Source organism: Polynucleobacter yangtzensis, assembly GCF_027924165.1.
GTDB lineage: Bacteria > Pseudomonadota > Gammaproteobacteria > Burkholderiales > Burkholderiaceae > Polynucleobacter > Polynucleobacter yangtzensis.
Window position 1 is genome coordinate 124,341 of record NZ_AP026973.1, and the last position, 25,766, is coordinate 150,106.

Genomic DNA, 25,766 nt, shown 5'->3' on the forward strand with positions numbered 1-25,766 from the left:
ACTAGGAACTAGCATGAAACGAATTCTGCAAACTTTGATGGGCGTCTGCCAAGCAACAGTATTGGTTGCCGCCCTCGGCTTTGGTGTTGCTGCCAATGCAAGTGAAGGAGGCTTTCCTTTAGACAAAGCCCCTGATCGCGTAAGTAGCAATGCCTCATTACAAAACGGCGCAAAGATTTTTGTGAACTATTGCTTAAATTGCCATTCAGCAACCAGCATGCGTTACAACCGCTTGCGTGATATTGGCTTGACTGACCAGCAAATTAAAGACAATTTGATTTTGACGGACGCTAAGGTTGGCGATTTAATGACCATTTCCATGACGCCTAAAGAAGGAAAAGCATGGTTTGGCAAGACTCCACCAGATTTATCTGTTGAAGCTCGTGCACGTGGTATCGATTGGCTTTACACCTACTTCCGCACTTTCTATAAAGATGACACTACCCAAACTGGGTGGAACAATTTGGTGTATCCAAACGTTGGTATGCCGCATGTGCTCTGGCAATTGCAAGGTGAGCGTGCTGCGAAGTTTGAGGAGCGTAAAGATCCTCATGACGAAAGCAGAGTGGAGAAAGTATTTGTAGGGTTTGAGCAATTAACACCGGGCACCATGAAGTCACAGGAGTACGACGACAATATGGCCGACTTGGTTGCGTTCATGTCATGGATGGCTGAGCCAGTTCAGTTAGAGCGCAAACGCCTTGGCGTCATCGTGCTCTTGTTCCTCGCTGTCTTTACTCTCCTAGCTTGGCGCTTGAATAAAGCTTATTGGAAAGATATTCATTAATTGAATTTAATAGACCCTTCGGGGTCTATTGGCGACAAGATTTAACGCTGTTGTGCGTTTGTTGTATTGAAGTAGAAATTTAAGGAAATAAATTTATGATGGTGTTGTACTCGGGTACTAACTGCCCATTCTCGCAACGCTGCCGATTGGTGCTTTTTGAAAAAGGCATGGATTTTGAAATCCGCGATGTTGACTTGTTTAATAAGCCAGAAGACATCTCTGTAATGAACCCATATGGCCAAGTTCCTATCTTGGTTGAGCGCGACTTAATTTTGTATGAATCAAACATCATCAATGAATATATTGATGAGCGTTTCCCTCATCCGCAATTGATGCCGCCTGATCCAGTAGCACGTGCACGTGCGCGCCTCTTCCTCTTTAATTTTGAGAAAGAATTATTTGTGCACGTAGCAGCCTTGGAAAACGAAAAAGGTAAGGCTGCTGAGAAAGTTCATGAAAAAGCGCGTTTAGCGATTCGTGATCGTTTGACTCAGCTTGCGCCTATTTTTGTAAAAAATAAGTACATGTTGGGCGATGAGTTCTCAATGCTAGACGTTGCAATTGCGCCTTTGTTATGGCGTCTTGAGCACTATGGCATCGATCTTTCTCGTAATGCCGCTGCTCTCTTGAAATACGCTGAGCGTATTTTCAGTAGACCTGCATACATTGAAGCTTTGACTCCTTCCGAGAAGGTAATGCGCCGCTAAGCAGTTCCAGCGGTTCATTAATAGTCAGTATGTCTGACGTCCCAAGCAATAAACCCTATCTAATCCGTGCTCTACATCAGTGGTGCACGGATTTTGGTTTTACACCCTTCATTGCTGTATTTGTTGATGCTAGGGTGGAAGTGCCGATGGAGTTTGTGAAGAATGATGAGATTGTTCTTAATCTCTCTCTGGAGGCCTGCCACCAGCTGCAGATGGAAAACGACTGGATTAGTTTCCAGGCGCGATTTGGCGGGGTTCCACGGAAGATTTTGGTCCCCGTTAGTCACGTATTGGCCATTTATGCCAGGGAAAATGGCCAGGGTATGTCTTTCCCATTTGACCCTACTCAGGCTCGAGATTTACATATTGCGGATTCGGCCGATCAGAGCCCTGAAAAACCCAAAACAAGCAGACCTAGCTTGAAGATTGTGAAATAGGCTAAAATATCAACCGTTGCCCCTTTAGCTCATCTGGTAGAGCAACTGATTTGTAATCAGTAGGTGGTCTGTTCGAGTCGGACAAGGGGCACCACATTCCTTCCGGCATTTAAAATTCTCTAGATGTCATATAAAAAAATCGGATTTGACGCGGGCTTAATGTCTCTTAGAGGCACCCATATCGCCATCTTTGACTACGCACTCCAAAACCAAAAAATCTTAGGAAATGAGTCTATTGTTTTCTATGACCGCCGCTCAGAATTAATTCAACCATCTGTATTCCATAAATTTCAAAAAGAGTTTGATTTAATTCCTTACGATAGCTTCTCGGAATTAAATCCTGTCGCCGATCGCGGACAAATCGATGCGATGTATCTCATTAAGTCGGGTGAGCGTGACCAGTATGTTTTACCTGGAGTTCCCAATTTGATTCATGCGGTCTTCCCGCAAAAGATTGATGAGATGCATGGCGATATTTATGCCTATGTATCTAAGTGGTTAAGTGAGGAGTGCTCAAACGGAAAAATTCCTTATGTGCCACACATCATAGACTTGCCGCAAATAGGAGTCTCTCAAAGATCAAATCTTGGCATCCCTGAAGATGCGCTTGCATTCGGGTGCTATGGAGGTAGTGATAGCTTTAATCTTGATTTTGTTAAGAAGGTAATCGCTGAGCTGGTCGCTAAGAACTCGAAAATCTATTTTTTGTTCATGAACATCGATCGTTTTATCAATCATCCACAAGTGATATTTCTTCCGGGAAACTCAGACCCTGTATTCAAATCTAGCTTTATTAATACCTGTGATGCCATGCTTCATGCAAGAGGTATCGGCGAGAGTTTTGGTTTGGCTTGCGGCGAGTTTTCTATGCACAATAAGCCAGTAATCACCTATTCACTATCCCCGCAACGAAATCATATTGATGTATTGGGCTCAAAGGCGATTCTTTATAAAGGACCCAAAGATCTCAGTGAGATTCTCCTGGGGTTTGATAAGACCGCATCTCAAAAACAGAATTGGGACTGCTATTCCCAAGAATTTTCACCTACTGCGGTAATGAAAAAATTTGATTCAGTTTTCTTAAGTGATAACGCTGTGCAGCGCATAGAAATTGATATCAGTAGCTCAGATAAGATTGTCGTACAGGGAAAACGTCTTAGGAAAAAGCTTCGCAGCCTATCACGCAAACTCTACTTATAGGGCCGAGTAAGTATTTTGGCTAATCCAGCAGAGATACTTTTTTAGTCTCCGGCAAATACAGTAGCGCAAGAATTGCAGCACTTCCCAAGAAGATAGTGGGATACCAAAGCCCTGCTAAATCGCTATCCCATTTTTGATTTAACCAAGTTACGATCAGAGGTAATAGACCACCTATCCAACCAGCTGCAAGATTGTGTGGAAGTGTTGCTGCACTATTGCGTGATCTTGCCGGAAATAGCTCTGCAAGCAGTGCGGTCTGTGGGCCCACTACCAAAGCCAGCGCAAGAGATAAACAAGTAAGCAATAAACCAATCAATAGAATATTTTCTTGATGGCTTAGCTCTAGATATTGCGAGCCAAAATACTGAAGCGCATTAAAGGTCGGCAAAATAATAAATGCGCCTAAAAGAAGGCCGCTTACTACCACTGGTTTGCGACCCACCTTATCTGATAGCCAGCCAGCAAAAACAGTTAAAGGCAAAAGGGAGAGAGTTGCGTAAAGACTAAGTTGATCAACTGTTGCTGGCGCCAATTTAACGGATGTCTTTAAAAAGATTGCCGTGTAAACCTGAACACAAAAGAAAAGAACAGCACCACCAGAGGAGATGCAAAAGAAGAGTAGAAACATTCTTTTGCGAGTATGGGGATCGCGAAAATTAGCGACTAAAGGATTTGTAGCGTTCTGATTATTTTTAATTAGCTCCAAAAAGATGGGCGTTTCTTCAAGGGCCATGCGAGCTTTAAAAGCGATCATCAGCAAAACAATAGAAACCCAGAATGGCACTCGCCAACCCCAGGCCTGAAATTCTTCTGGAGTTAAGTAGCCTCTAAGCAAAGCAATTTGCAGTGTTGAAAATAAGATTCCTAGCGGTCCCATTAGTTGTAAAAAGCTTGTCTTAAATCCTCTGCGTTCATTGCCTGCATGTTCGGTGAGGTAGACAGCGCTCCCGCCAATCTCCCCACCTGCAGATAGCCCTTGAAGTAGGCGCAGGCTGACCAGCAAGATGGGGGCCCAAATGCCTGCTTGAGCATAGGTAGGTAAAAAGCCCACGCTAACAGTAGCGATACCCATTAAAGCAATGGTGATCATAAATACGGGTTTTCGGCCTATACGATCGCCCATAGAGCCAAATAACGCTGCTCCAATGGGCCTCACCACCATTCCCACTCCAAAGGTTGCTAAGCTCGCCAAAAGGGCTGTATTCGGGTCTGTGGACGGAAAGAATAGGGGGGCAAAAATAACGGCCAGAGTGGCAAAAGTTAAAAAGTCATACCACTCTAGAAAGGTGCCAAAGCAGGCTGCAATTGCTACTTTTCGATAGGAATGGGAATTCTGAATTTGCATTAAGTTATTGATTTAATTAGGTTTATATCTAAGTAATGATATATTTGTTGCAAAGCAGCAAATACTTCTTGATTTGTCATTTTCATTCAGTTACAGTTTCATGGTGCAGTGCAATATTTAAGGCATCTGAAATCTCCTTAAATGCACTTAATTGACAGTTGTACCACTTAATTTCTGGAGAAATACATGAACCAAGATCAAATCACCGCTAAATTGTCCCAAATTAGCAGCAAAGGCCTCGAGGCTACATTTTCTTTAAGCGAAGCTGCTTTGGAAAATGCTCAGAAATTGGCTGAGTTGAACTACGCTGCTTCTAAAGACGCATTGGTAAATACACAAGACAGCATTCAGCAAGTATTGACTGCAAAAGATCCAAAGCAAGTTACTGAAATCTTTACTGCCGATTCTTTGCAAGCTGCTGGCAATCAAGCTGTTGCTTACCAAAAGAAAGTAAGCAAAGTATTGCGTGATAGCAATAAAGAGTTCGTAAATGTTGTTGATGCAAGCATCGACCAATTGCAAGATGGCTTCCAAGATTGGATCAACACAGTTGCTGCTAATGCACCTGCAGGTTCTGATACTTTCTTATCTTCATTCAAAACTGTATACGGTAGTGCATTGCAAGGTTTTGAACAGTTCCGCGCTGCTAGCAAAGAGGCTTTTGCTACTGCGGAGAAAACTGCTGATCAAGCAATCGAAGCTGTACAAGGTCAAATTGCTCAAGTTAAAAAATCTGCTACTCCTGCATCACGTAGCCGTAAAGCTGCTTAATTTAGAGCTTATACAGAACTAGATTTAGTAGTAAGCCTTAAGAAAAAACCCCGCTTAGAGCAAACTAGGCGGGGTTTTTGTTTATCTATGTCTTTTAAATATTCACCAAGACAGAGGGGTGGAGTTACTCAAAGTCCGCAGATGATTCAATTAGTGGGGAAGCTAGGCTCTTACTGGGTTTGACACCTAGCTCACGCACTTTTTCGGCGGAGCGAATGAGGTTGCCTTTACCAGTTTTCAGTTTATTAAACGCATCGTGATAACTAGTTTGCGCTTGATCTAATCGTTGACCTAGCTTTTCTAAGTCATCTACAAAGCCAACAAATTTGTCGTAAAGATTGCCACACTGTTTTGCGATCTCCAATGCATTGCGATTTTGATGATCTTGTCGCCAGAGATGGGCAACTGTTCTAAGTGTCGCCATTAAAGTGCTTGGGCAAACTAGAACAATATTCTTGGCTAGCGCCTCTTGATATAAGTTGGGCGCAGTCTTTAATGCTAGTAAGAATGCAGGCTCTATCGGTACAAACATTAAAACGAAATCCACTGAGCCCACCCCATAGAGGGAGCTGTAGTTCTTTCCAGAAAGGCCTTGAATATGTTGGCGCAGTGACTGAATATGCGCGGCCAGTTCTTGCTCGGCTGTTGCAGGGTCTGTGGTTTCGGCATGTCTGGCATAGGCCGTAATCGATACTTTGCTGTCAACTACCAGGCTTCTGCCCTCAGGCAGCTTGATTACAACGTCCGGCTGCAGGCGTGAGCCATCGCTTTGTGTATGACTATCCTGAACTAAGTACTCTTCGCCCTTGCGCAGACCAGAGGATTCTAGGATCGATTCCAGCACCAATTCACCCCAATTGCCTTGAACCTTGGAGTCGCCCTTTAATGCTTGAGTTAAGGAGCGTGTTTCATCTGACATACGAAGATTCAGATTGGCTAAGCGCTCAATTTCGCTTTTCAGAGCATGGCGCTCGCGAGCTTCATTGCCATAAGAGCTACTTACTTGCTCTTTAAATTCAGTGAGCTTAGTTTGCAAAGGCTTAAGAAGGGCATCTAAGCTTGCTGCATTTTGTTCGGTAAAGCGCTTGGATTTATCTTCCAAGATTTCATTGGCTAAATTTTTAAACTGATTTGTCAGCGCTTCTTTTGCTTCGTTGAGTGACTCAATTCTGCCTAAACCCTGTTTGCGCTCTGAATCCAACTCTGCCTCTAGGCGGATTGCATTTTGTAACGCTTGATCACGTTCGATGCGAAGGCTTTGGGTGAGCGCAATCTCAGTCTGAGCCTGAAGCTCAACGCGAGCAAGGGCGGAGCGTAAGTTGAGTGCATAAACTAAAAGGCCTGCACATAATCCTAATGGCAGGCCAAACAGTAGAAGAGAGCTTAAATCAAAACTCACAGCGACAATAGTCTCTACAAAAAGAGTAATTAAGCTTTAACAAGCTTTTGGAGTTCACCAGACTGAAACATTTCAGTCATGATGTCTGAACCACCAATAAATTCACCATTGATATAGAGCTGAGGAATAGTGGGCCAGTTTGCATATTCTTTGATGCCCTGACGAATGCCTGCATCTTCTAAGACGTTTACGGTATGGAGTTTTTCAACGCCACTAGCGCGCAAGATATTCACTGCATTTCCGGAAAAGCCGCATTGCGGAAACTGAGCAGTCCCCTTCATGAATAAAACAACGGGGTGGCTAGTAACGATTTCTTTAATTTGAGCTTGAGTGTCCATACATTCTTTCTAATAAATTTCTACTGCAGCGGTCTTATTGCTAAGACAGTTTTAAAAACAAGGTTTAGTTGATTTTAAGACTTAATGTGAAAAAGGGTTATTTGGCTTTATTTTCTGCCCGAGGCAACGCGGTAATGCCCACCCAAATCTACATGGGTTTGAATATCACGCAACCCCCCTAGCTTCATTAGGGATACGACCGCTTCTGATTGGTCAAAACCATGTTCTACCGCAATCAACCCATTCGGATTTAGATAAAGCTGGGCCCCAGAAATAATAGATTCTAGGCAGCTAAGTCCTGTGCCATGATCGGTGAGGGCTGAAAGAGGCTCAAAACGTAAGTCGCCCTGATTTAAGTGTGAATCTTGGTAGGCAATATACGGTGGATTACTCAAGATGACGTCAAAAGAGGCGCCAGCCTCTAGAGCTTCATACCAGCTGCCTTGCAAAAATTGCACACGATCGGCAATCTTCAATTGTTTTGCATTAGCTTTGGCAATCTCCAATGCCTCGGTGGATTGATCGGTAGCGGTAACAATGGCCTGAGAGGCGTCACTTGCAATCGCGAGGGCAATCGCGCCAGAACCTGTACCAAGATCCAAAATGCTTACTAGAGTATTTAAGCGCTTTATTTCTTGTAGGCCAATTTCCACGAGAAGTTCTGTCTCTGGGCGCGGAATCAAAACGCCGGGGGCAACACACAGTTCAATGTTGTGAAAACCTCTTTTGCCAATGAGGTAGGCAACTGGTTCACCTTGTAGCCTCTTGGACTCTAGTTTTTTCCAGTCTTCAAGCGCAATGTCATTAAGCTCTAATTCATCGCGTGATAGTAGGGCGGAGCGTGGAAGCTGGTAATGTTTTTCCAGAACATACGCCATAAGTACTTTTGCATCAGCAGATGCAAGTGCCGAGCCTCTCAATAGAGCGCGTAGGCTTAAATTTGCACTCACAGTTTCGGCGATCGTTGATTGATGATTTAGTTATCACCAAGAGCCGCTAGCAGCTCTGCTTGGTGCTCGGAGGCAAGGGCATTGCAAAGATCGTCTATATCGCCATCCATCATTGCATCAATCTTATATAGAGTGAGGTTGATGCGATGGTCGGTAATGCGACCCTGGGGGAAGTTATAAGTTCGGATACGATCGCTGCGATCTCCAGAGCCAATCAGAGATTTTCGGGTCTGTGCTTCTAGTTGATGCTTCTCGCGCTCGCGCGCATCCATGATACGAGAAACCAATACTTTCATAGCTTGTTCGCGATTGCGGTGTTGGCTGCGATCATCTTGGCACTCCACCACCGTTCCTGTTGGCAAGTGAGTAATGCGTACCGCAGAGTCAGTTTTATTAATATGCTGTCCGCCAGCACCTGAGGCGCGGAAAGTATCGATTCTTAATTCAGCAGGGTTGATCTTGACCGCCTCAAGTTCATCTGCCTCAGGCATCACAGCTACAGTACAAGCAGAGGTGTGAATACGGCCCTGGGTTTCTGTCTGTGGAACGCGTTGGACACGATGACCGCCAGATTCAAACTTTAGACGCGAGTAAACGGCTTGACCCACCAGGCGCAAGACCACTTCTTTATATCCACCCAAATCAGATTCAGCAGCACTGACTACTTCAACTTTCCAGCCTTGGCGTTCAGCAAAGCGGGTGTACATACGCAAAAGATCGCCTGCAAATAGCGCACTCTCATCGCCACCAGTGCCTGCCCGAATTTCTAAGAAAACGTTACGTTCATCGTTCTCATCTTTAGGCAACAATAGCTTCTGGAGTGTGCCCTCAAGCGCTTCCATAGTAGCCAAAGCTTGCTTTTGCTCCTCGTCCGCGAAATCTTTCATTTCCGGATCTTTGCGCATATCTTCTGCTGCTTGAGCATCGGCTTCGGCTTGCTTGTAGAGTCCGAATTGTTCAACTACTGTTGCAATATCAGAATGCTCGCGCGTGAGCTTCCGATAGGCATCCATGTCTTTGGTTGCTTCTTCGGAAGTTAATAGGGAATTGAGTTCGGCTAAGCGCGTGTCTAGGTGGTCTAGCTTAGCCCGCATGCTGGGCTTCATCTAATGGTCTTCTGGCTTGGAATGCGAGGCGAATAATTTAGGTAACAACTTAATCAAGGCGTCACGCTCAGCGCCATTAGAGTGTTGTAACGCATGGAGTGAGCCATGCAAAAATTTATTTGTCAGACCTTGCGCCATCGCATTGAGAACTTCTTGTGGGTCATCACCGCGCATCAAGCGCTTCATTGCACGCTCAAGCTCAAGCTGCCGCAAGCGTTCACCTTGCTGTTGAATATCCTGAATGAGTGGAACAGAATTACGACCCTGCATCCAATGCATAAAGTTACCAACACGATCTTCGATGATCGCTTCGGCTTGACTTACTGCCGCTTGACGTAAATTGGCGCCAGTTTGAATCATGACTCCTAAGTCATCCACTGTGTAGAGATAGATGTCATCTAAGCGGGAGATTTCTGGTTCAAAGTCTCTTGGTACTGCTAAATCAATCATTACCATCGGCTTATGGCGACGCTGTTTGAGGGCACTTTCCACCATACCAAGACCAATGATCGGCAGTGAGGAAGCGGTGCTAGAAACAATAATGTCGAACTCGTGAAGGCGGCCGGGTAGCTCGGAGAGTTTGAAGGACTCAGCCTCTACATCTTGCGCAGAAATAGAGTCTGCTAATTCCTGGCCGCGCTCGATAGTGCGATTGGCGATCGCAACATTTTTAGGTTTACGTGCAACGAAATGTGTTGCGCATAAGGTGATCATGTCACCAGCACCAATAAACAAAATCTTTTGATCTGAAATTTTTTCAAAAATGCGTTCAGAGAGTCGCACAGATGCTGCAGCCATTGAAATAGAGTGAGCGCCGATTTCAGTTGAGCCGCGCACTTCTTTGGCGACTGCAAATGTTTTCTGGAAGAGTTGATTGAGATAAGTTCCCAAAACACCAGCATCATTGGCTGTGCGGACAGCATCTTTCATTTGTCCTAAGATTTGAGTCTCACCAATGACCATCGAGTCTAGACCGCATGCCACTCTGAAGGCATGTCGAACTGCATCGGATTGTGGCAAAGAGTAAATATGAGGCTCAAGACTGCTAGGCGCAAGTTGTTGAGTTTTTGCTAGCCAATCAAAAGTTGCTTCATGCAAGATACCTGCGGCATTGTCATCATTCGCAGCGCAATACAACTCAGTACGGTTACAGGTCGACAAAATAGTGGCTTCGGGCAGCCCAGCATGATTCGCACCAACTAAGTGTTGGCGTAGATCGTGCAACGCTTCTTGAAGAAATTCAGGGTCAAAGGCGACCTTTTCCCGAATGGCGACCGGCGCTGTGTGATGATTGATGCCGAGTGTCAACAACTTCATAATGGCAATTATAGATTTGATGGCAGCATTAATGGGGGTATCAATGGGGTTTTTAGCTTTTCTGGTGATTGGGGGTATTTCTGGGGTCTCATCCTGGATCTTTTATCCCGGACCCTTACAGGGCTTCAGGCCTGGAAAGGTCCTTGCAGCCTTCTTGCTCGGCTTCGTGGCGGCCGCTGGCAGCTCGTTTTTAGGGCAATACTTTGGATTTTTTCAGTCTGGGCAAATATTGGAGTGGGCCAGCGCTATTTTTGCCTCTTGTACAGTAGCTTGCGTATTTACCGCTTTAACTAAATAAGTCATTTTGAACGCTCTCCACCCAACGGATGGGTGAGCTTTTGTGTTCAATGAGCCACTGATTGGTGCTGCTGAAGTGATTGCAGCTTGCCTTGGCGCCGGGCTCCAAAAAGGGCTTATCTGTTTTATATACCCCTAAGCCTGATGGGTGCGAGGATTGGAGAATAAGTTGGTTTTGACTATCTTCAATTAAGGGCAGTTTGGATTGCGCGTGACCGCCCCAGAGCATCCAGACTAAATGCGGCTTAGATTTAGAGAGTGCGTTGATTAAATGATCAATCAAACTTTTCCACCCTAAATTGGCGTGACTGCCTGCTTCACCCAGCCTGACGCTCAAGGCGGTATTGAGAAGAAGAACACCCTGCTTGGCCCAGTTGTGCAGATCACCGCTGGGTAACTGACCAAAACCTTCTAGCGCAAGTGCTTTGCTAATGTTGCGAAGCGAGCTGGGAAATTCTCGAGAGTTGATTGCAATTTCCGCTGGAATAGAAAAAGCAAGTCCCTGGGCTAATCCTGGAGAGTGATAGGGGTCTTGACCCAGAATCACTACCTTAACCGAATCCACTGGAGTCAGTTTGAGTGCTTTAAAAAAGTTTTGCGGTTCTGGCCTTACTGCGCCTGGATCAGCATTCAAAACAGTCTGCAAATTCTTTTCTAGCGATTGCCAATCTGCCGACTCAAAATAGTTTCCCAGTAGTGCATGCCAATCACTGGGGATATCGTCTTTTGAAAATAGCGTCTTCAATTTTAATCAGACATCTTTCTTTGGCGATAGTGCATATTGTGTAGGTGCTTGGGCGGATTGCAGTGAGACCATGCGCTCATGCTCAAGATCATCGCGATAAAAAGTGATGCGTGTTTGAGTGTTTTCAGAAAGGCTGCCTAAAACCCTATCCCAACGTGCGCTGGTGACCCTTTGCCCATCAACACTAGCCAGTAAATCCCCGGCTGCCAGACCTGCTGCCTGGGCAATGCCGCTATCGAGTACATGAGTAATCTTGAGCCAACCATTCGCATCGGTATATCGCATGCCAAATTGCAGCTTAAGTTTTTCTAGGGTTGATTGGTGCTTCAGTTTGACGGCAACAAGGTTTGATCCAATCCATTTTTGCAATGGAATATCTTCAACGCCAAAAATGTAACGCGCTTTTATGTCTGCCCAAATTTTTCTGAAACCTTCGCCTAGCAATTCAATTAACAAATGATCTAGTTCATCTTCTGCGAGGCCGTCTAGGGTGATGCCATGCTTGCGCCACATGAGACGCATTAGATCATCTAGGGAGAGTTTATTTTTAGAGAATGCGCGGATTTGTAAATCGAGGCCAAGAGCCAGTAATGCACCCTTGCCGTAGTAGCTAACAACGGCATTAGGTGTGTTTTCATCTGCTTGGTAATACTTAGTCCAGGCATCAAATGAGCTATCAGCAAGGCTTTGCTTGTGACGCCCAGGACCCCGTAAGATGCCATTCCAGTTATCTGCAACAAGTCTCAGATAGGTTTTCAAATCAATCCGTTTGCTGCGCAATAGTTGAAGGTCATCGTAATAACTGGTGAAGCCCTCAAATACCCAGAGCAAGCGAGTGTGATTTCTTTTTGCGAGATCGTAAGGTTGAAAAGCTTTTGGCTGAATACGTTTAACTAACCACGCATGAAAATATTCATGACTGCATAGACCCAGAAATTCTCTATAAGCAGACTCTTCAAAGACAATATTTTCCTGGGGGATTTGATCACGTCGGCAAAGTAATGCAGTGCTATTGCGATGTTCAAGCCCGCCATAGCCATTCAGTACAGCATTAACTAAAAAGAGATATTCCTCAAATGGGGCGCGCTTGGTTTTGGGTTCAAACAATTCAATAGTGCTGCTGCAGATTGCCTGAAGATCTTCAGCAAGGCGCTTAGAGTCAACAATGTGATTGCATCCCTGAATAGCCATGCGATGGGATACGCCATTAGATTTCCAGTGCACCAGTTGAAACTCGCCCATAGCAACAGGATGATCAAGTAAATCATCATAATTTTTTGCTAGATAAAAACCAAATCCACGCTCATCAGTCTTTGCTGCTCTTAATGTCGTTTGCACTGTCCAATGGTCTGCAAAAGCAACTTCAGGCGCAGTGACAGCAAGAGAGCAAGGTATATGCTCTTGACCTTTGACTGCAAGACATAGGCTGGTTGCATTAAAGAAGGCGCGCTCAGTATCGAGATAGGCTGCACGAACTGATGAATCAAACGCGTAAACAGTTGTCAGGACTTCAATGGAGTCATTTGATGGCGGTAAACGCCAATGGTCATTATCAATCCGCTCGACCACGAGCTTCTTTCTAGGGCCTGTCGCTGAGAATGCTTCAAGTGACTCCACATGTTTACTGAAATCCCGAATTAAATAACTGCCCGGAATCCAGGCTGGCATTTGTAGGATCTGACCATTAGGGTCGGGGTTGCTAATGTGCAGCTTTACACGAAAGCGATGACCATGAAGGTCCGCCGGCCAGACCGTATATTGAATTGCAGGTAAGTCGGCGTTATTCATGATTATTTTAGTGAATTAAATTTCTTTTCAATGTCAGTGATTTGTACGGCACCAGGGAAGCGACTGCCATCTGTAAAGAATAAAGTTGGTGTGCCTGTAACCCCATAAGTCTTGGCAAAAGCCATATTTTTGTCTAGTGGTGTGCTGCAATCTGCCTTGCCACTAGGTGTAATACCGTTAATCATCCAATCCATATAGGCTTTATATGGATCTGCTGAGCACCAAATTTGTTTTGATTTTTGTGCAGAATCTGGCGATAAGATTGGAATCAGATAGGTATAGATAGTAACGTTATCTAGTTGCTGCAGTGATTTTTCTAAGCGCTTACAGTAGCCGCAATTGGGATCAGAGAAAACGGCAAGCTGACGACTGCCATTGCCGCGAACATTTTTGATAGCGTTAGCAGGGGTTAAGTCACTCCATTTAATGCGATTTAAATCTGCCTGCCTTTGCTCGGTAATATTTTTACCGCTTGAAAGTTCAATGATTTCACCCTGAATCAGATATTTTCCAGAGGCGTCTGTATAAAAAATATCGTTGCCTACCAATACCTCGTACAGGCCAGATACAGGCGCTGGTGAAACACTTTTGACTTTGGCGTTAGCGCCTAACTTCTTCTGAATTTCTGTTTTGATTTGCTGCTCTGGTTGCGCATGCGCTAATCCAGTGCAAATAAGGCTGGCGCCAATAAAAGCAACCATAGATAAGAATTTATTCAAAATCAATTTCTCCTAAAGCGCGTTCAATTAAGCGCTGTTTTATAAAGTGGCTTTTGTTCACAAGCCCTAGACCCCAGTTACGAAGTTGTCGTTCTGTGTTGCTGCTTGCAGAAAATAGTTTCTTCAGTTTATCGGTAACCCACAAAAGTGCACTGGTATCGCCTTGGCGTTGACGTTCATAGCGACGAAGTAACACGATGTCACTTGGTGTGCGGAAGGACTCACGTTTACCTAAAATATTCAGCAAGACAGCAACATCACGAAGTCCTAAATTGAGGCCTTGCCCCGCCAGAGGATGCATGACATGCGCGGCATCGCCAATGAGCACAACCTTTGGAGAGGCTTCTGGGCCGATAAAACGTTTGGCTCGAATTTTTCGTAAAGGATAGGCCGCTGGTATGGAGTTCAGAGTGAGTTCGCCTAACTGCTTAAGTATGACGCCATTCGCAATCGAAGAAAACTGATCTAGCCATTGGGCTTGATCAAGTTTTAATAAAGCAGCAGCACGCTCAGGGGAGGTAGACCAGACCATGGAAACTTGTTTGCCTGGTAAAGGCAACATGGCGACTATGTCACCACCTGGTAAGAACCACTGAAATGCAGTTTCTAAGTGTGGATAGGTACAGAGCCAATTAGCTACCACCGCGCTTTGTGAATAACTTTCTTCGCTGGCGCTAATCCCAAGCTCGTTACGAATAGGGGAGTTGGCACCATCAGCTGCAATTACCAGTTGTGCGCGAATACTGCCGCCATTTTTTAAATGCAAAGTACTTCCATCTGCATCTACATGAATTTTTTCTACGACATCACTGATACGTTCTAGCTTGTTTTGAAAGCGTGATGCTTGATCAAGGGTGTGCTCAATTAAGTTGGACTCTCCAATCCAGGCGAGCTGAGGTGTTCCAGCTTCAAAGGCTGAAAGGTGGAGTTGGTCATTTTTTTCGCCCCTATCGCCGTAGATGCGCATATCTCGAACCGGCTGCAGGCGGCTGTGATCAATTGCGTCCCAAATTTGTAGGTGAGCCAGCAATTTTTGAGTGCTTGGGGAAAAAGCGTAGATTCGTTGCCCCCATTGGGTGCCTTGTGGGCTAGCAACGCTTTGTCCTAAATCAGGGGCTATTTCTATGGTTTGCAGACCCAATTGAGCTAGGCCGAGGGCGCAAGCCTTACCAGCAATGCCTCCGCCGACCACAACAACGTCTGCTGTGCGCATTTGGGAGGGGTGGCCTGAGGATTTGGACAGGGAATTTGAGTGAGCTTCTGACATAACTCGATGATATCGAAACCAGCCCCTTTACAATAAGGTCATGTCTTTGAAATGTGGCATCGTCGGCCTGCCTAACGTCGGCAAATCTACCCTCTTTAATGCGCTTACCAAGGCTGGAATCGCAGCGGAAAACTATCCTTTCTGCACGATTGAGCCCAATGTAGGTGTGGTTGAGGTTCCTGACCCCCGTTTAGCCGCACTGGCTGAGATCGTGAAGCCTGAGCGCATTCTGCCGGCAGCAGTCGAATTTGTCGATATTGCTGGTTTGGTAGCTGGCGCCTCAAAAGGTGAAGGTCTTGGCAATCAGTTTTTGGCGAATATCCGCGAAACCGATGCCATTACCCATGTGGTGCGGTGTTTCGAGGATCCAAACGTAATCCACGTTGCCGGAAAAATTGATCCCATCGCCGATATTGGCGTGATTGATACCGAGTTGGCCCTATCCGATTTGGCTACAGTAGAGAAAACTCTAAATCGTTCAAGCAAGGCTGCAAAGTCTGGCAATGACAAAGAGGCTGCCGCTTTGGTTGCAGTTCTAACTAAAGTTCAAGCCCATCTGGATTCTGCTTTGCCAGTTCGCAGCTTGAACTTAAGTGATGACGAAAAATTACTGATCAAGCCTTTATGCTTGATTACAGCTAAGCCTGCAATGTATGTTGCGAACGTGAAAGAAGACGGCTTCTCAAACAATCCGCACCTCGATGCTGTTAAGCAACATGCCGCAAAAGAAGGTGCGCCGGTCGTAGCAGTTTGTGCTGCAATTGAAGCGGAAATTGCCGACTTGGATGAGGCTGACAAGATTGAGTTCCTGGCTGATCTGGGAATGGAAGAGCCGGGCCTAGATCGTGTGATTCGTGCGGGTTATTCATTACTCGGTTTGCAAACTTATTTCACTGCTGGTGTTAAAGAGGTTCGTGCCTGGACTATTCATCAGGGCGATACAGCGCCACAAGCTGCTGGTGTGATTCATACGGATTTTGAGCGCGGGTTTATTCGTGCCCAAACAATTTCTTATGATGACTTCGTTCAGTTCAAAGGTGAGGCGGGTGCCAAGGAAGCAGGTAAGATGCGCGCTGAAGGTAAGGAATACGTTGTGAAAGACGGAGACGTCTTGAACTTCTTGTTTAACGTTTAAGTAATTCTTTCCCAACCAAAAAAAGCCCTGAAAAGGGCTTTTTGCTTATGAGGCTAAAGAATATAAAGTCGCTTATTAAGTGGCTTTTATAGCCTTTTCTAAGCATTTAGAAATTTCTTCATAACGCTTGAGTGCCATTTTGGTGGGTAGCACTTCTTTTTTACGACCATCCACATTGGCAGCCATTTTGATGTAACCCATGGCGCTGAGATTTTTTAGGCGACCATGTAAAGTTGCTTGTGAGCCGAGATCGGTGATGGAAATGAGGTCGCCAACCAAAATAGCTTGCTTCGCATGAGCACAAGCAACGATCTTATCGAGCAAGCTTTCTTCAATGCAGTCCAATTTCTTTCCCGGATTAATGCGATCGATAGCATCAATCAGATTGAGAAACTTAATGTAAGACGAGGTTTTTGTAGTGGACATATTAACTGGCATTGATTTATTAGCTTAAAGGCTAACATGAGTGTATTCCCTAAGTCTCATTTTAGCAATTGACGCACATCAATTATTAAAATTAATCCATACTGATTGCAATGTCTAAATTCCTCACAATTTCTTCAGAATGGTTAATTGGCTGCGCTATTAGTGCGATGGCGTACACATTTCTCTTTTATTTAAATGGTTGGTTAACCAATAGCTTGGTATTTGGTTTGGGGGTAAATTGGATTTATCTTCCTGCTGGCTTACGTTTATTTCTGACTTTGATTTTTGGTTTGTCTGGTGCGCTCGGAATTGCAATCGCCTCTTTCCTGATTAGCTACTACGGTGACTTCCCGCATGAATTAACCCTTTGCATTGGCGTTGGATTGATTTCAGGATTTGCGCCGTACTTAGCTCGATATTTCGTATTTAGCAATCTGCGACTTGAATCAGATTTAAGTAATCTGAATTTTCCAAAATTGATATCCTGCATTTTGATTTATTCCTTGCTATCAGCAGGCCTACACCAATGGTGGTTTTCTACCATGACCTTGGAGGATACCGGCAGCGTAAATCACTTTGTAGTGATGTTTATAGGTGATGTATTGGGGTCGCTGCTGCTGATCTCGTTAATCAAATATTGCTTAGATCTCTTGAGAAAAGTTAGGCAAACAGCTCACTAAGAGCCGCGCCTGGGTCGGCGGCACGCATAAAGGCCTCACCCACCAAGAAGGCATTCACTTGATATTCGCGCATGAGCCGAACATCGGCACGACTCAATATTCCAGACTCTGTTACTAATGTTTTACTACTTGGAACCATAGATAGCAGGGAGAGTGTAGTTTGTAGGGTTACTTCAAAAGTCTTGAGGTTGCGATTATTAATGCCAAGTAGTGGTGTCTTGAGTTCAAGCGCTTGCTCCAGCTCGGGAGCATTGTGTACCTCGACCAATACATCTAAACCTAGTTCGTGCGCGCAGGCTTCCAACTCTTTCATTTGATTAAGTTCTAAGCACGCTACGATTAACAGAATTGCATCTGCACCAATCGCGCGGGCTTCATAAACTTGATAAGGGTCTATGGTGAAGTCTTTACGCAAAACGGGAATACTGCAGGCAGCACGAGCTTGTTGGAGATAGTCGTTACAGCCTTGAAAATAATCCACATCCGTTAGAACTGATAAACAAGCGGCGCCATGTTTTTCATAGGACCTGGCAATATCTGCTGGCACGAAGTTCTCACGCAAGATTCCTTTGCTTGGGCTTGCCTTCTTAATTTCAGTGATCACACCAGCTTTACCAGCCGAAATCTTTCTCTCTATAGACTGAATAAAGCCTCTGGGCTTCAGACGCGCATCTAGATTGTTGGCTTCAGCTTGCTCGCGTTGATTGGCAAGAGACACTTTATTAACGCAGTTAGCAACTTCAATCTTTTTGGTTGCAACAATTTTGTCGAGGATATCGCTCATAAATAATGACTTATTTAGATTGTGTTGCTGCTACGAATGAGTCTAGCTTCTGACGGGCGGCACCTGATGCAATAGCGGCTTTAGCAAGTTCAACACCGCTAGCAATGTCTTTAGCCACGCCCGCAACGTAAAGCGTTGCACCTGCATTGAGGCAAACAATATCGCTTGCTGCGCCTGGCCTGCCATCGAGAACCTCAAGAACAATCTTCTTGGACTCTTCAGCGTTGGCCACTTTGAAGCCATTGGTTGCGGCTGTATTGAGGCCAAAGTCTTTTGGATGAATTTCATATTCACTTACCACGCCATCTTTGAGCTCTCCAACCAAGGTGGGTCCCTCTAAAGAAATTTCATCAAGACCATCACGTCCGTAAACCACTAGTGCGTGCTCCATTCCTAGTGCTTGCAATACACGCGCCTGAATTCCTACTAGATCAGGGTGGAACACCCCCATCAAGATACGCTTGGCATCCGCAGGGTTGGTGAGGGGTCCCAAGATATTAAAAATGGTTCGTACGCCGAGCTGCTTGCGAATTGGAACAACATTCTTCATTGCTGGATGATGGTTTGGGGCAAACATAAAGCCTGCGCCTACCGTTGAGATACATTTGGCTACTTGATTAGCGGACAGCGCAAGATTAACGCCAAGCGCTTCTAAAACATCAGCGCTACCGGACTTGCTGCTCACACTACGGTTGCCGTGTTTAGCAATCTTAGCTCCTGCACCTGCTGCGACAAACATCGCTGCAGTCGAGATATTGAATGTGTGCGCGCCATCGCCGCCTGTGCCTACGACATCGACCAGGTGACTACGGTCATCCACGTTTACAGAGGTTGCAAACTCACGCATTACTTGTGCAGCAGCAGCGATTTCACCAACCGTTTCTTTTTTGGTGCGAAGTGCAACCAATAATCCAGCAACCAGCTCTGGCGACATCTCGCCGCTCATGATGAGGCGCATCATGGCAGTCATCTCATCATGAAATAGTTCGCGATGTTCAATGCAGCGTTGTAAGGCTTCTTGCGGAGTAATTGGCATAGCGCTGTAATTAAGGTTGCTTATTTGTTTTGTAAAAAATTCTTGAGTAGGGCATGACCATGCTCAGAAAGAATGGACTCTGGATGAAACTGCACGCCTTCAACCGCAAGCTCCTTGTGGCGTACACCCATAATCTCTCCATCAGACGATGTTGCAGTGACTTCTAGCATTGCAGGCAGTGAACTTTTCTCAATAGCAAGAGAGTGGTAACGCGTCACCTTGAATGGATCGGGTAAATCTTTAAATACACCCACGCCAGTGTGATGAATGCTATCGGTCTTACCGTGCATTACTTTTTGGGCGCGAATGACTTTACCGCCAAACGCTTCACCAATAGCTTGGTGACCTAAACAAACTCCAAGAATCGGAATTTGTCCGGCATAGTGCTTGATAGTTTCAACTGAGATGCCTGCTTCAGTTGGGCTACATGGCCCAGGTGAGATGCAGATACGTGCTGGATTGAGCTTGGCAATATCCTCAACGGTAATTTCATCATTACGAAATACCTTTACCTCTTCACCCAGTTCTGCAAAATACTGAACAAGGTTATAGGTAAACGAATCATAGTTATCAATCATTAGGAGCATCAAGTCCTCCTTGTACTAAATCTGCTGCAGTCAATACTGCACGTGCTTTTGCTTCTGTTTCTTTCCATTCGGCAGTCGGGTCGGAGTCGGCTACAACGCCTGCGCCTGCCTGAGAGTGCAGCATGCCATCGCGGATAACGCCAGTACGAATAGCAATGGCTACATCCATATCTCCCGAGAAGGATAGATAGCCAACTGCGCCACCGTATACGCCGCGCTTCACGATTTCCATCTCATCAATGATTTCCATTGCTCGAATTTTTGGTGCTCCCGATAAGGTGCCTGCTGGGAAGGTGGCTCGCAATACATCCATATTGCTCATATTGTCTAAAAGATCGCCTTCTACAGAGCTCACAATATGTTGAACATGTGAGTACTTTTCGATCGACATGGAGTCAGTCACCTTGACTGAGCCTGTTTTTGCGATGCGTCCCACGTCATTGCGCGCTAAATCAATCAGCATGACGTGTTCAGCGATTTCTTTAGGATCTGCCAAGAGTTCTTTGGCTAGACGCTCATCTTCCTCAGGGTTTGCTCCGCGAGGGCGTGTGCCAGCCAGCGGACGTATGGTCACAATCTTCTCGGCGGCACGTTTTTCTTGGCGCACCAGAATCTCAGGGGATGAGCCAACAATTTGCATATCCCCAAAGTCATAGAAGTACATATATGGGGACGGGTTGAGTGAGCGTAGGGCTCTGTAGAGTGCCAAAGGTGAATCTGTAAATGGTTTGCTGATGCGCTGACCAATCACCACCTGCATACAATCACCGGCCAAAATATATTCTTTGGTTTTCAGAACTGCATTTTCAAAATCGGCAGCCTTAAATTTGCGAATGAGTTCTGTCTTAGTGCTTGGTAAAGGTGCTGGCATATTGGCTGGCTTACCAAGACAAGTCATTAATTCTTTTAAACGTCCCTGGGCTTTTTCAAAACTATCAGTAATGCTTGGATCTGCATAAACGATGAAGTAAATTTTTCCAGCGACGTTATCAATCACTGCCAACTCTTCAGTCAACATGAGTTGAATATCAGGTACGCCTAATTCATCGGGTAGCTTATGTTTAGCTAGACGTGACTCAATGTAACGCACTGTGTCATAACCAAAGTAACCTGCTAGGCCACCACAAAAACGTGGCATATCGGGTTGTAGCGCAACCTTAAAGCGTTTGAAATAAGTATTAACAAAGTCGAGTGGATTATCGGTGTTACTTTCGATGACTTTTCCGTCCGTAACTACCTCATTGATTGGTTCAGTGGGTGTGCCAACAGTTCTGACGATTGTCCTGGCAGGTAGGCCAATAAAAGAGAAGCGGCCGAAACGCTCACCACCCAAAACGGACTCCAACAGATAAGTATTTTTCGTGCCAAACGCTTGGCTGAGTTTGACGTAAAGCGACAATGGCGTTTCAAGATCGGCCAAGACCTCCTTAATAAGAGGAATGCGATTGAAACCCTGTTTAGCTAGGGCATTAAATTCTTCGCGTTGCATTAGGATTTTCCTGACTTTCCTAATTCAGCGCGCATTGCATCAATCACTTGCGCATAATTTTCTTTGCCATAAATTGCTGAGCCAGCAACAAAAGTATCGGCACCCGCTTTTGCAACTTCAGCAATATTGTCGACCTTAATGCCACCATCTACTTCAAGACGAATGTGTCGACCAGTCTCAGCTTGGTAGCGATCGAGGCGTGCGCGAACTTGAGCAATCTTATTGAGAGTGCTTGGTATAAATGATTGACCACCAAACCCTGGATTAACTGACATGAGTAATACCAAGTCAATGAGCTCCAGCGTGTGATCAAGATGATCTAGTGGAGTTGCTGGATTAAATACAAGACCTGCTTGGCAACCTTGATCACGAATGAGGTTCAGAGTGCGATTGACATGTGGACTTGCTTCAGGATGAAAGCTAATTAAATTGGCGCCCGCTTTAGCAAAGTCAGGAACAATACGATCCACTGGTTCGATCATCAGGTGCACATCGATTACAGCCGGCTTGCCATCTTTGATTGCATACGGACGAATAGCCTCACAAACCAAGGGGCCAATGGTGAGATTAGGCACATAGTGGTTGTCCATCACATCAAAGTGAATCCAATCAGCGCCCGCCACTAAAACGTCTTGTACTTCCTTGCCCAGACAGGCGAAGTCAGCAGACAAAATCGATGGGGCAATAACAAATTGGCTATTTGAGGATGTTTTTTGGCTTTCCATCCCTAGATTCTAGCTTGCAGTTGACCTTAGGATGGAGCAGAATTCGACCATGAATCCCCACGAAATTAGCATAACGGTCAAAGCCCAGTATCTTCCGGAGCAATCTGACCCCGATAACCGCCAATTTGCCTTTGCTTACACCGTCACCATACGAAATACAGGCGCGGCCAGTATTCAGCTCATAGCACGCCATTGGTTTATTACAGACGGGGATAACGACGTCCAGGAGGTTCGTGGCCTGGGGGTTGTAGGTCAACAGCCGCTTTTGCGCTCTGGTGAGCATTTTGAATACACCAGTTGGGCTACCTTGCCCACCCCCGCAGGGACTATGCGTGGGGAGTATTTCTGCGTAACTGAGGAGGCTCAGTTCTTTCAGGCTCCTATTCCTGAGTTTGCCTTGGTGATGCCCCGTACCTTGCATTAGCGCAAGGTTCAGGAGACTACTTTTTGCCTTTGCCCGTCCAGAGGACAATAAACAACAATAGTCCTAAGGCAACGGCACCTTCAAAGACAAACAGTAGCATTGGGTATTCATCGAGTAAATTGGCGATCATGATTTTTAAATTTAAATATGTTTCATTAAGTGTATTCGCAATCCTGGTCGTTAGCTTGATTGCGGGATGTTCTACTCCCCCCACTCGTGGCACGGGATATCGCTCAAGTGGTTCTGGCGCCTCGCCATCAAGCTACAGTTCTTCCATTGCAAGTTTTAGTGCTGTCTCTTGGCAGGCGTTGCCTGGATGGCAGGATGATGACTTATCCCAAGCTTGGCCTGCATGGTTAAAAAGCTGTGATGCTTTGCGCAAGAAAAACAGCGAAGTCAATTGGCGTCAAGTGTGTGCTCAAGCAAGTAGTGTTTCGGGCCGTGACACACAGGCTGTTCGTAAATATTTTGAAAGCAACTTTCAAGCTTATGAAATTCGTACTAGCTCTGGAAGCGATACTGGTCTAATCACTGGCTATTACGAGCCAGTTATGAATGGCTCACTCACTCGCACCAGCACATACAACGTGCCACTCTATAGCTACCCAAGCGCGTGGCGTAAATCAAAGCCGAATCCTGGTCCGACGCGCGCAGAGCTTATGAGTTCAGGGGTTTTGAAGGGGTCGGAAATTGCGTGGGTACAAGATCCTGTAGCAGCAGCTTCCATGCAAATTCAGGGCTCTGGAAAAATTCGCCTTGAAGATGGGCGCATCTTGCGTCTTGGCTACGCGGGGACGAATGACCAGCCCTTCAAGTCATCTGCACAATGGTTGTTAGATCGTAAAGAAATTACGCGTAGCGAGGCAACGATGCAAGGTATTTCGCAATGGGCTAAACGCAATCCCGATCGAGTTAATGAAATGCTCAACGCGAATCCGCGTTTTGTTTTCTTTAAAGAGTTGCCGGGTAATGTGGCGGCAGATTTAGGTCCCAGCGGAGCCTTGGGTGTTCCGCTTACTGGTGAGCGTAGCATTGCTGTTGATTTGCAGGCTTTACCTTTGGGCGCACCAGTATTTTTAGCTACAACAAAGCCTTTGAGTAATCAGCCTTTACAAAAGTTGGTGATGGCACAAGATACTGGCAAAGCCATTGTGGGCGGTGTCAGGGCGGACTACTATTGGGGGTCAGGGGATTCTGCTGGAGAAATGGCAGGTCGTATGAAACAAAATGGCAGGATGTGGCTGCTGCTTCCACGTTAATGCATTCTTACTACTGAAAGAAATCAATGAGCTACAAAACAATTTTGACTGAAGTGGATGGCAAGGTCGCTACTATCACCTTGAATCGTCCTGAAGTATTGAACGCCTTGAATGACCAATTAATGGAAGAGCTTGGCGCTGCATTATTGGCTTTTGATGCAGATGACAATATTGGCTGCATGATTGTTACTGGTAGTGAAAAGGCGTTTGCGGCTGGAGCGGATATCGCATCCATGGCGAAGTATGGATTGAAAGATGTTTATCGAGATGACTTTATTACCCGCAACTGGGAAGAGATTAAAAAAGTCCGTAAGCCTGTAATCGCTGCTGTCTCTGGCTATGCGCTTGGTGGTGGTTGTGAGCTCGCCATGATGTGCGACACCATTATGGCTGCTGATAACGCGAAGTTTGCTCAACCAGAAGTGAAGCTAGGCATCATTCCTGGGGCTGGCGGAACACAACGTTTACCACGTGCAGTATCGAAAGCAAAAGCCATGGATTTAGCTCTGACAGGCCGCATGATGGATGCCGCCGAAGCTGAGCGCTCTGGTTTGGTCGCCAGAATTTTCCCGCAAGCAGATTTGCTGAAAGAAGTTAAAGTAATTGCTAAAGGAATTGCTGATATGCCTTTGTTGACTGCAATTATGGTGAAAGAAAGTATCAATACAGCTTACGAGACTACATTGTCTGAAGGTATTCATTTCGAGCGCCGTCTCTTTCATGCATGTTTCGCAACAAATGATCAGAAAGAGGGTATGGCTGCGTTTATGGAAAAACGCCCAGCCAAATTTACCAATTCTTAATTTCAGAAATTCAAAGAATCTAGTTTTTTTCTAGGAAGCGTTGAGCTAGTTTGACCCAATAGCTCACGCCTACTGGAATCAAGGAATCATTGAAGTCGTAAGAGGGATTGTGTAGGTGGCAAGGACCCATGCCATGACCTACAGAGCGATGATCACCATCGCCATTGCCAAGGAAAACATAGCAACCTGGCTTTTCCAGCAACATAAACGCAAAGTCTTCTGCACCCATCGTCGGATCGATTGAGGCATTCACATTTTGCTTGCCAACCAATTCGCTCATTACCTCAGTGGCAAATTCCACTTCATTGGCATGATTAATGAGGGGTGGGTAGTTTCTTGCAAATGTGATTTCTGCTTGGCAATCGAAAGCACTCGCAACACTGTGTGCGATTTCTCGAAGGCGTTGCTCAATGAGATCTAAGACATCCAATGTAAATGTGCGCACTGTGCCACCAATGAATGCGCTATCTGGAATGACATTGCTTGTTTCGCCCGCATGAAATTGTGTAATGGATAAAACCGCAGCATCTACAGGACGTTTATTACGGGTAATGATGCTTTGCAAGGCAAGAACTACTTGCGCCCCAGCAAAAACTGGATCTGCACTGTTATGAGGAAGGGCGGCATGACCACCTTTTCCTTTAATGGCGATTTCGAAAGTATTACTAGAGGCCATCATGGGGCCAGACGTCACTCCAAAGTGGCCTTCCGCTAATCCAGGCCAGTTGTGCAATCCAAATACGGCATCACATGGGAACTCTTTGAAAAGCCCATCTTTAATCATTTCATTTGCGCCGGCGCCACCTTCTTCGGCTGGCTGGAAAATAAAAATCACTGTACCTTTGAAGTCGCGATGATTTGATAGATATTGTGCAGCACCAAGAAGCATGGCAGTGTGACCATCATGACCACATGCATGCATTTTTCCTGGATTTTTTGAAGCATGCGCAAAATTGTTGTGCTCTTGCAATGGGAGCGCATCCATATCGGCGCGCAAACCAATCATCTTGCCGGGTCCTAAGTCGCCATCTAAGCGACCTACTACTCCAGTTTTTCCCATACCGCGGTAAACAGTGATTCCCCAGCTAGAAAGTGCCTCAGCGACTAAATCAGCCGTGCGGTTCTCTTCGAAACGCAATTCAGGGTGTGCATGAATATTGCGTCGAATTTCTTGAATAGCTTCTGCGGATTCGGTAATTTCTGGAAGTAAATGCATCCCTTCATCTTATCCGAAAGTCTTTTGAT

At 45.6% G+C, this 25,766-nt stretch carries 28 protein-coding genes and 1 tRNA gene; 12 read left to right on the forward strand and 17 right to left on the reverse strand.

The features are described from left to right. The first annotated feature begins 13 nt into the window (after window positions 1–13). The 5 genes from QMF28_RS00720 to QMF28_RS00740 all read left to right on the forward strand — a co-directional run bounded on the left by QMF28_RS00720 (window position 14) and on the right by QMF28_RS00740 (window position 3,131). Complete coding sequence (locus QMF28_RS00720; protein WP_425594897.1) at window positions 14–787, forward strand: cytochrome c1; 774 nt, start codon at window positions 14–16, stop codon at window positions 785–787. Between the two features lie 95 nt (window positions 788–882). After that, window positions 883–1,494, forward strand: a complete 612-nt coding sequence (locus QMF28_RS00725) for a glutathione S-transferase N-terminal domain-containing protein (RefSeq protein WP_068320223.1) — start codon at window positions 883–885, stop codon at window positions 1,492–1,494. 29 nt (window positions 1,495–1,523) lie between these two features. Beyond that, window positions 1,524–1,931 (forward strand): ClpXP protease specificity-enhancing factor, encoded by a 408-nt coding sequence (locus tag QMF28_RS00730; protein ID WP_281742650.1) that lies wholly within the window; start codon window positions 1,524–1,526, stop codon window positions 1,929–1,931. A gap of 18 nt (window positions 1,932–1,949) precedes the next feature. Further along, a tRNA-Thr gene (locus QMF28_RS00735) sits at window positions 1,950–2,025 on the forward strand. A 29-nt stretch (window positions 2,026–2,054) separates the two neighbouring features. Continuing rightward, on the forward strand, window positions 2,055–3,131 hold the full coding sequence (locus QMF28_RS00740; RefSeq protein ID WP_281742652.1) for a glycosyltransferase family protein: 1,077 nt from the start codon (window positions 2,055–2,057) through the stop codon (window positions 3,129–3,131). A 19-nt stretch (window positions 3,132–3,150) separates the two neighbouring features. Here the strand turns inward: QMF28_RS00740 and QMF28_RS00745 are convergent, their stop codons facing one another. Then, window positions 3,151–4,476, reverse strand: a complete 1,326-nt coding sequence (locus QMF28_RS00745) for an MFS transporter (protein WP_281742654.1) — start codon at window positions 4,474–4,476, stop codon at window positions 3,151–3,153. 186 nt (window positions 4,477–4,662) lie between these two features. Between QMF28_RS00745 and QMF28_RS00750 the strand changes: the two genes are divergently transcribed. Further along, window positions 4,663–5,247 carry a phasin family protein gene (locus QMF28_RS00750; RefSeq protein WP_281742655.1) on the forward strand — a complete coding sequence of 195 codons (585 nt, stop codon included), beginning with the start codon at window positions 4,663–4,665 and terminating at the stop codon, window positions 5,245–5,247. A gap of 124 nt (window positions 5,248–5,371) precedes the next feature. On the opposite strand, the gene QMF28_RS00755 is transcribed toward QMF28_RS00750, so the two are convergent. From QMF28_RS00755 to hemA, 5 genes are all read right to left on the reverse strand, one after another. Next, the gene (locus QMF28_RS00755; RefSeq protein WP_281742656.1) at window positions 5,372–6,646 is read right to left on the reverse strand and encodes a DNA recombination protein RmuC; all 1,275 of its coding nucleotides are present in this window, start codon (window positions 6,644–6,646) and stop codon (window positions 5,372–5,374) included. Window positions 6,647–6,675: 29 nt separating this feature from the next. After that, window positions 6,676–6,984 carry a Grx4 family monothiol glutaredoxin gene (gene grxD, locus QMF28_RS00760; protein WP_068320233.1) on the reverse strand — a complete coding sequence of 103 codons (309 nt, stop codon included), beginning with the start codon at window positions 6,982–6,984 and terminating at the stop codon, window positions 6,676–6,678. Between the two features lie 107 nt (window positions 6,985–7,091). Continuing rightward, window positions 7,092–7,934, reverse strand: a complete 843-nt coding sequence (gene prmC / locus QMF28_RS00765) for a peptide chain release factor N(5)-glutamine methyltransferase (RefSeq protein ID WP_281742657.1) — start codon at window positions 7,932–7,934, stop codon at window positions 7,092–7,094. A gap of 26 nt (window positions 7,935–7,960) precedes the next feature. Continuing rightward, window positions 7,961–9,040 carry a peptide chain release factor 1 gene (gene prfA, locus QMF28_RS00770; RefSeq protein ID WP_068320237.1) on the reverse strand — a complete coding sequence of 360 codons (1,080 nt, stop codon included), beginning with the start codon at window positions 9,038–9,040 and terminating at the stop codon, window positions 7,961–7,963. After that, window positions 9,041–10,357 carry a glutamyl-tRNA reductase gene (hemA, locus tag QMF28_RS00775; protein WP_068320239.1) on the reverse strand — a complete coding sequence of 439 codons (1,317 nt, stop codon included), beginning with the start codon at window positions 10,355–10,357 and terminating at the stop codon, window positions 9,041–9,043. Window position 10,358: 1 nt separating this feature from the next. On the opposite strand from hemA, the gene QMF28_RS00780 reads away from it, so the two are divergent. Further along, window positions 10,359–10,655 (forward strand): hypothetical protein, encoded by a 297-nt coding sequence (locus QMF28_RS00780; RefSeq protein ID WP_281742659.1) that lies wholly within the window; start codon window positions 10,359–10,361, stop codon window positions 10,653–10,655. Here QMF28_RS00780 and QMF28_RS00785 read toward each other — a convergent pair. From QMF28_RS00785 to QMF28_RS00800, 4 genes are read right to left on the reverse strand one after another with little or no spacing between them, the layout of a single operon-like run. Then, the gene (locus QMF28_RS00785; RefSeq protein WP_281742661.1) at window positions 10,644–11,399 is read right to left on the reverse strand and encodes a uracil-DNA glycosylase; all 756 of its coding nucleotides are present in this window, start codon (window positions 11,397–11,399) and stop codon (window positions 10,644–10,646) included. The genes QMF28_RS00780 and QMF28_RS00785 overlap by 12 nt on opposite strands. Window positions 11,400–11,405: 6 nt before the next feature. Then, complete coding sequence (locus tag QMF28_RS00790; RefSeq protein ID WP_281742662.1) at window positions 11,406–13,187, reverse strand: M61 family metallopeptidase; 1,782 nt, start codon at window positions 13,185–13,187, stop codon at window positions 11,406–11,408. A gap of 2 nt (window positions 13,188–13,189) precedes the next feature. Continuing rightward, complete coding sequence (locus tag QMF28_RS00795) at window positions 13,190–13,906, reverse strand: DsbC family protein (protein ID WP_281742663.1); 717 nt, start codon at window positions 13,904–13,906, stop codon at window positions 13,190–13,192. Continuing rightward, entirely contained in the window at window positions 13,899–15,119 is a 1,221-nt protein-coding gene (locus QMF28_RS00800) for an FAD-dependent monooxygenase (RefSeq protein ID WP_281742665.1), read from the reverse strand. The genes QMF28_RS00795 and QMF28_RS00800 overlap by 8 nt, the downstream gene beginning before the upstream one ends. Window positions 15,120–15,213: 94 nt before the next feature. Here QMF28_RS00800 and ychF point away from each other — a divergent pair, with 94 nt between their 5' ends. Continuing rightward, complete coding sequence (ychF, locus tag QMF28_RS00805) at window positions 15,214–16,308, forward strand: redox-regulated ATPase YchF (protein ID WP_216213392.1); 1,095 nt, start codon at window positions 15,214–15,216, stop codon at window positions 16,306–16,308. Between the two features lie 75 nt (window positions 16,309–16,383). Here ychF and QMF28_RS00810 read toward each other — a convergent pair whose 3' ends face one another. Then, complete coding sequence (locus QMF28_RS00810) at window positions 16,384–16,734, reverse strand: hypothetical protein (protein ID WP_281742666.1); 351 nt, start codon at window positions 16,732–16,734, stop codon at window positions 16,384–16,386. A gap of 110 nt (window positions 16,735–16,844) precedes the next feature. Between QMF28_RS00810 and QMF28_RS00815 the strand changes: the two genes are divergently transcribed. Then, complete coding sequence (locus tag QMF28_RS00815; protein WP_281742668.1) at window positions 16,845–17,414, forward strand: hypothetical protein; 570 nt, start codon at window positions 16,845–16,847, stop codon at window positions 17,412–17,414. Here QMF28_RS00815 and trpC read toward each other — a convergent pair. From trpC to rpe, 5 genes are read right to left on the reverse strand one after another with little or no spacing between them, the layout of a single operon-like run. Continuing rightward, on the reverse strand, window positions 17,395–18,198 hold the full coding sequence (gene trpC, locus QMF28_RS00820) for an indole-3-glycerol phosphate synthase TrpC (protein WP_281742669.1): 804 nt from the start codon (window positions 18,196–18,198) through the stop codon (window positions 17,395–17,397). The genes QMF28_RS00815 and trpC overlap by 20 nt on opposite strands. 10 nt (window positions 18,199–18,208) lie before the next feature. Then, window positions 18,209–19,234: an anthranilate phosphoribosyltransferase gene (trpD, locus tag QMF28_RS00825; RefSeq protein WP_281742670.1), complete on the reverse strand. Its 1,026-nt coding sequence runs from the start codon at window positions 19,232–19,234 to the stop codon at window positions 18,209–18,211. Between the two features lie 20 nt (window positions 19,235–19,254). After that, window positions 19,255–19,821: an anthranilate synthase component II gene (locus QMF28_RS00830; protein WP_281742671.1), complete on the reverse strand. Its 567-nt coding sequence runs from the start codon at window positions 19,819–19,821 to the stop codon at window positions 19,255–19,257. Beyond that, on the reverse strand, window positions 19,805–21,310 hold the full coding sequence (trpE, locus tag QMF28_RS00835) for an anthranilate synthase component I (RefSeq protein ID WP_281742673.1): 1,506 nt from the start codon (window positions 21,308–21,310) through the stop codon (window positions 19,805–19,807). Before trpE ends, QMF28_RS00830 begins: the two co-directional genes overlap by 17 nt. After that, window positions 21,310–22,035: a ribulose-phosphate 3-epimerase gene (gene rpe, locus QMF28_RS00840; RefSeq protein WP_281742674.1), complete on the reverse strand. Its 726-nt coding sequence runs from the start codon at window positions 22,033–22,035 to the stop codon at window positions 21,310–21,312. Before rpe ends, trpE begins: the two co-directional genes overlap by 1 nt. Before the next feature lie 49 nt (window positions 22,036–22,084). Here rpe and apaG point away from each other — a divergent pair, with 49 nt between their 5' ends. The 3 genes from apaG to QMF28_RS00855 all read left to right on the forward strand — a co-directional run bounded on the left by apaG (window position 22,085) and on the right by QMF28_RS00855 (window position 24,521). Next, complete coding sequence (apaG, locus tag QMF28_RS00845) at window positions 22,085–22,459, forward strand: Co2+/Mg2+ efflux protein ApaG (RefSeq protein WP_281742675.1); 375 nt, start codon at window positions 22,085–22,087, stop codon at window positions 22,457–22,459. Window positions 22,460–22,587: 128 nt separating this feature from the next. Next, entirely contained in the window at window positions 22,588–23,718 is a 1,131-nt protein-coding gene (gene mltA, locus QMF28_RS00850) for a murein transglycosylase A (RefSeq protein WP_281742676.1), read from the forward strand. A 26-nt stretch (window positions 23,719–23,744) separates the two neighbouring features. Further along, the gene (locus QMF28_RS00855) at window positions 23,745–24,521 is read left to right on the forward strand and encodes an enoyl-CoA hydratase (protein WP_281742678.1); all 777 of its coding nucleotides are present in this window, start codon (window positions 23,745–23,747) and stop codon (window positions 24,519–24,521) included. A 19-nt stretch (window positions 24,522–24,540) separates the two neighbouring features. Here QMF28_RS00855 and QMF28_RS00860 read toward each other — a convergent pair whose 3' ends face one another. Then, window positions 24,541–25,737, reverse strand: coding sequence for a M20 aminoacylase family protein (locus QMF28_RS00860; protein ID WP_281742680.1), 1,197 nt, complete (start codon window positions 25,735–25,737; stop codon window positions 24,541–24,543). Between the last annotated feature and the right edge of the window lie 29 nt (window positions 25,738–25,766).

Bases quoted from the DNA above. Each gene is read 5' to 3' on its own strand.
- apaG (WP_281742675.1), top strand. From the start codon at position 22,085: ATGAATCCCCACGAAATTAGCATAACGGTCAAAGCCCAGTATCTTCCG.
- QMF28_RS00745 (WP_281742654.1), bottom strand. From the start codon at position 4,476: ATGCAAATTCAGAATTCCCATTCCTATCGAAAAGTAGCAATTGCAGCC.
- QMF28_RS00740 (WP_281742652.1), top strand. From the start codon at position 2,055: ATGTCATATAAAAAAATCGGATTTGACGCGGGCTTAATGTCTCTTAGA.
- grxD (WP_068320233.1), bottom strand. From the start codon at position 6,984: ATGGACACTCAAGCTCAAATTAAAGAAATCGTTACTAGCCACCCCGTT.
- QMF28_RS00720 (WP_425594897.1), top strand. From the start codon at position 14: ATGAAACGAATTCTGCAAACTTTGATGGGCGTCTGCCAAGCAACAGTA.
- mltA (WP_281742676.1), top strand. From the start codon at position 22,588: ATGATTTTTAAATTTAAATATGTTTCATTAAGTGTATTCGCAATCCTG.
- QMF28_RS00830 (WP_281742671.1), bottom strand. From the start codon at position 19,821: ATGCTCCTAATGATTGATAACTATGATTCGTTTACCTATAACCTTGTT.
- rpe (WP_281742674.1), bottom strand. From the start codon at position 22,035: ATGGAAAGCCAAAAAACATCCTCAAATAGCCAATTTGTTATTGCCCCA.
- trpD (WP_281742670.1), bottom strand. From the start codon at position 19,234: ATGCCAATTACTCCGCAAGAAGCCTTACAACGCTGCATTGAACATCGC.
- prfA (WP_068320237.1), bottom strand. From the start codon at position 9,040: ATGAAGCCCAGCATGCGGGCTAAGCTAGACCACCTAGACACGCGCTTA.
- QMF28_RS00750 (WP_281742655.1), top strand. From the start codon at position 4,663: ATGAACCAAGATCAAATCACCGCTAAATTGTCCCAAATTAGCAGCAAA.
- hemA (WP_068320239.1), bottom strand. From the start codon at position 10,357: ATGAAGTTGTTGACACTCGGCATCAATCATCACACAGCGCCGGTCGCC.
- QMF28_RS00855 (WP_281742678.1), top strand. From the start codon at position 23,745: ATGAGCTACAAAACAATTTTGACTGAAGTGGATGGCAAGGTCGCTACT.
- QMF28_RS00725 (WP_068320223.1), top strand. From the start codon at position 883: ATGATGGTGTTGTACTCGGGTACTAACTGCCCATTCTCGCAACGCTGC.
- QMF28_RS00780 (WP_281742659.1), top strand. From the start codon at position 10,359: ATGGCAATTATAGATTTGATGGCAGCATTAATGGGGGTATCAATGGGG.
- trpE (WP_281742673.1), bottom strand. From the start codon at position 21,310: ATGCAACGCGAAGAATTTAATGCCCTAGCTAAACAGGGTTTCAATCGC.
- QMF28_RS00800 (WP_281742665.1), bottom strand. From the start codon at position 15,119: ATGCGCACAGCAGACGTTGTTGTGGTCGGCGGAGGCATTGCTGGTAAG.
- QMF28_RS00730 (WP_281742650.1), top strand. From the start codon at position 1,524: ATGTCTGACGTCCCAAGCAATAAACCCTATCTAATCCGTGCTCTACAT.
- QMF28_RS00815 (WP_281742668.1), top strand. From the start codon at position 16,845: ATGTCTAAATTCCTCACAATTTCTTCAGAATGGTTAATTGGCTGCGCT.
- QMF28_RS00810 (WP_281742666.1), bottom strand. From the start codon at position 16,734: ATGTCCACTACAAAAACCTCGTCTTACATTAAGTTTCTCAATCTGATT.
- QMF28_RS00860 (WP_281742680.1), bottom strand. From the start codon at position 25,737: ATGCATTTACTTCCAGAAATTACCGAATCCGCAGAAGCTATTCAAGAA.
- ychF (WP_216213392.1), top strand. From the start codon at position 15,214: ATGTCTTTGAAATGTGGCATCGTCGGCCTGCCTAACGTCGGCAAATCT.
- trpC (WP_281742669.1), bottom strand. From the start codon at position 18,198: ATGAGCGATATCCTCGACAAAATTGTTGCAACCAAAAAGATTGAAGTT.
- QMF28_RS00790 (WP_281742662.1), bottom strand. From the start codon at position 13,187: ATGAATAACGCCGACTTACCTGCAATTCAATATACGGTCTGGCCGGCG.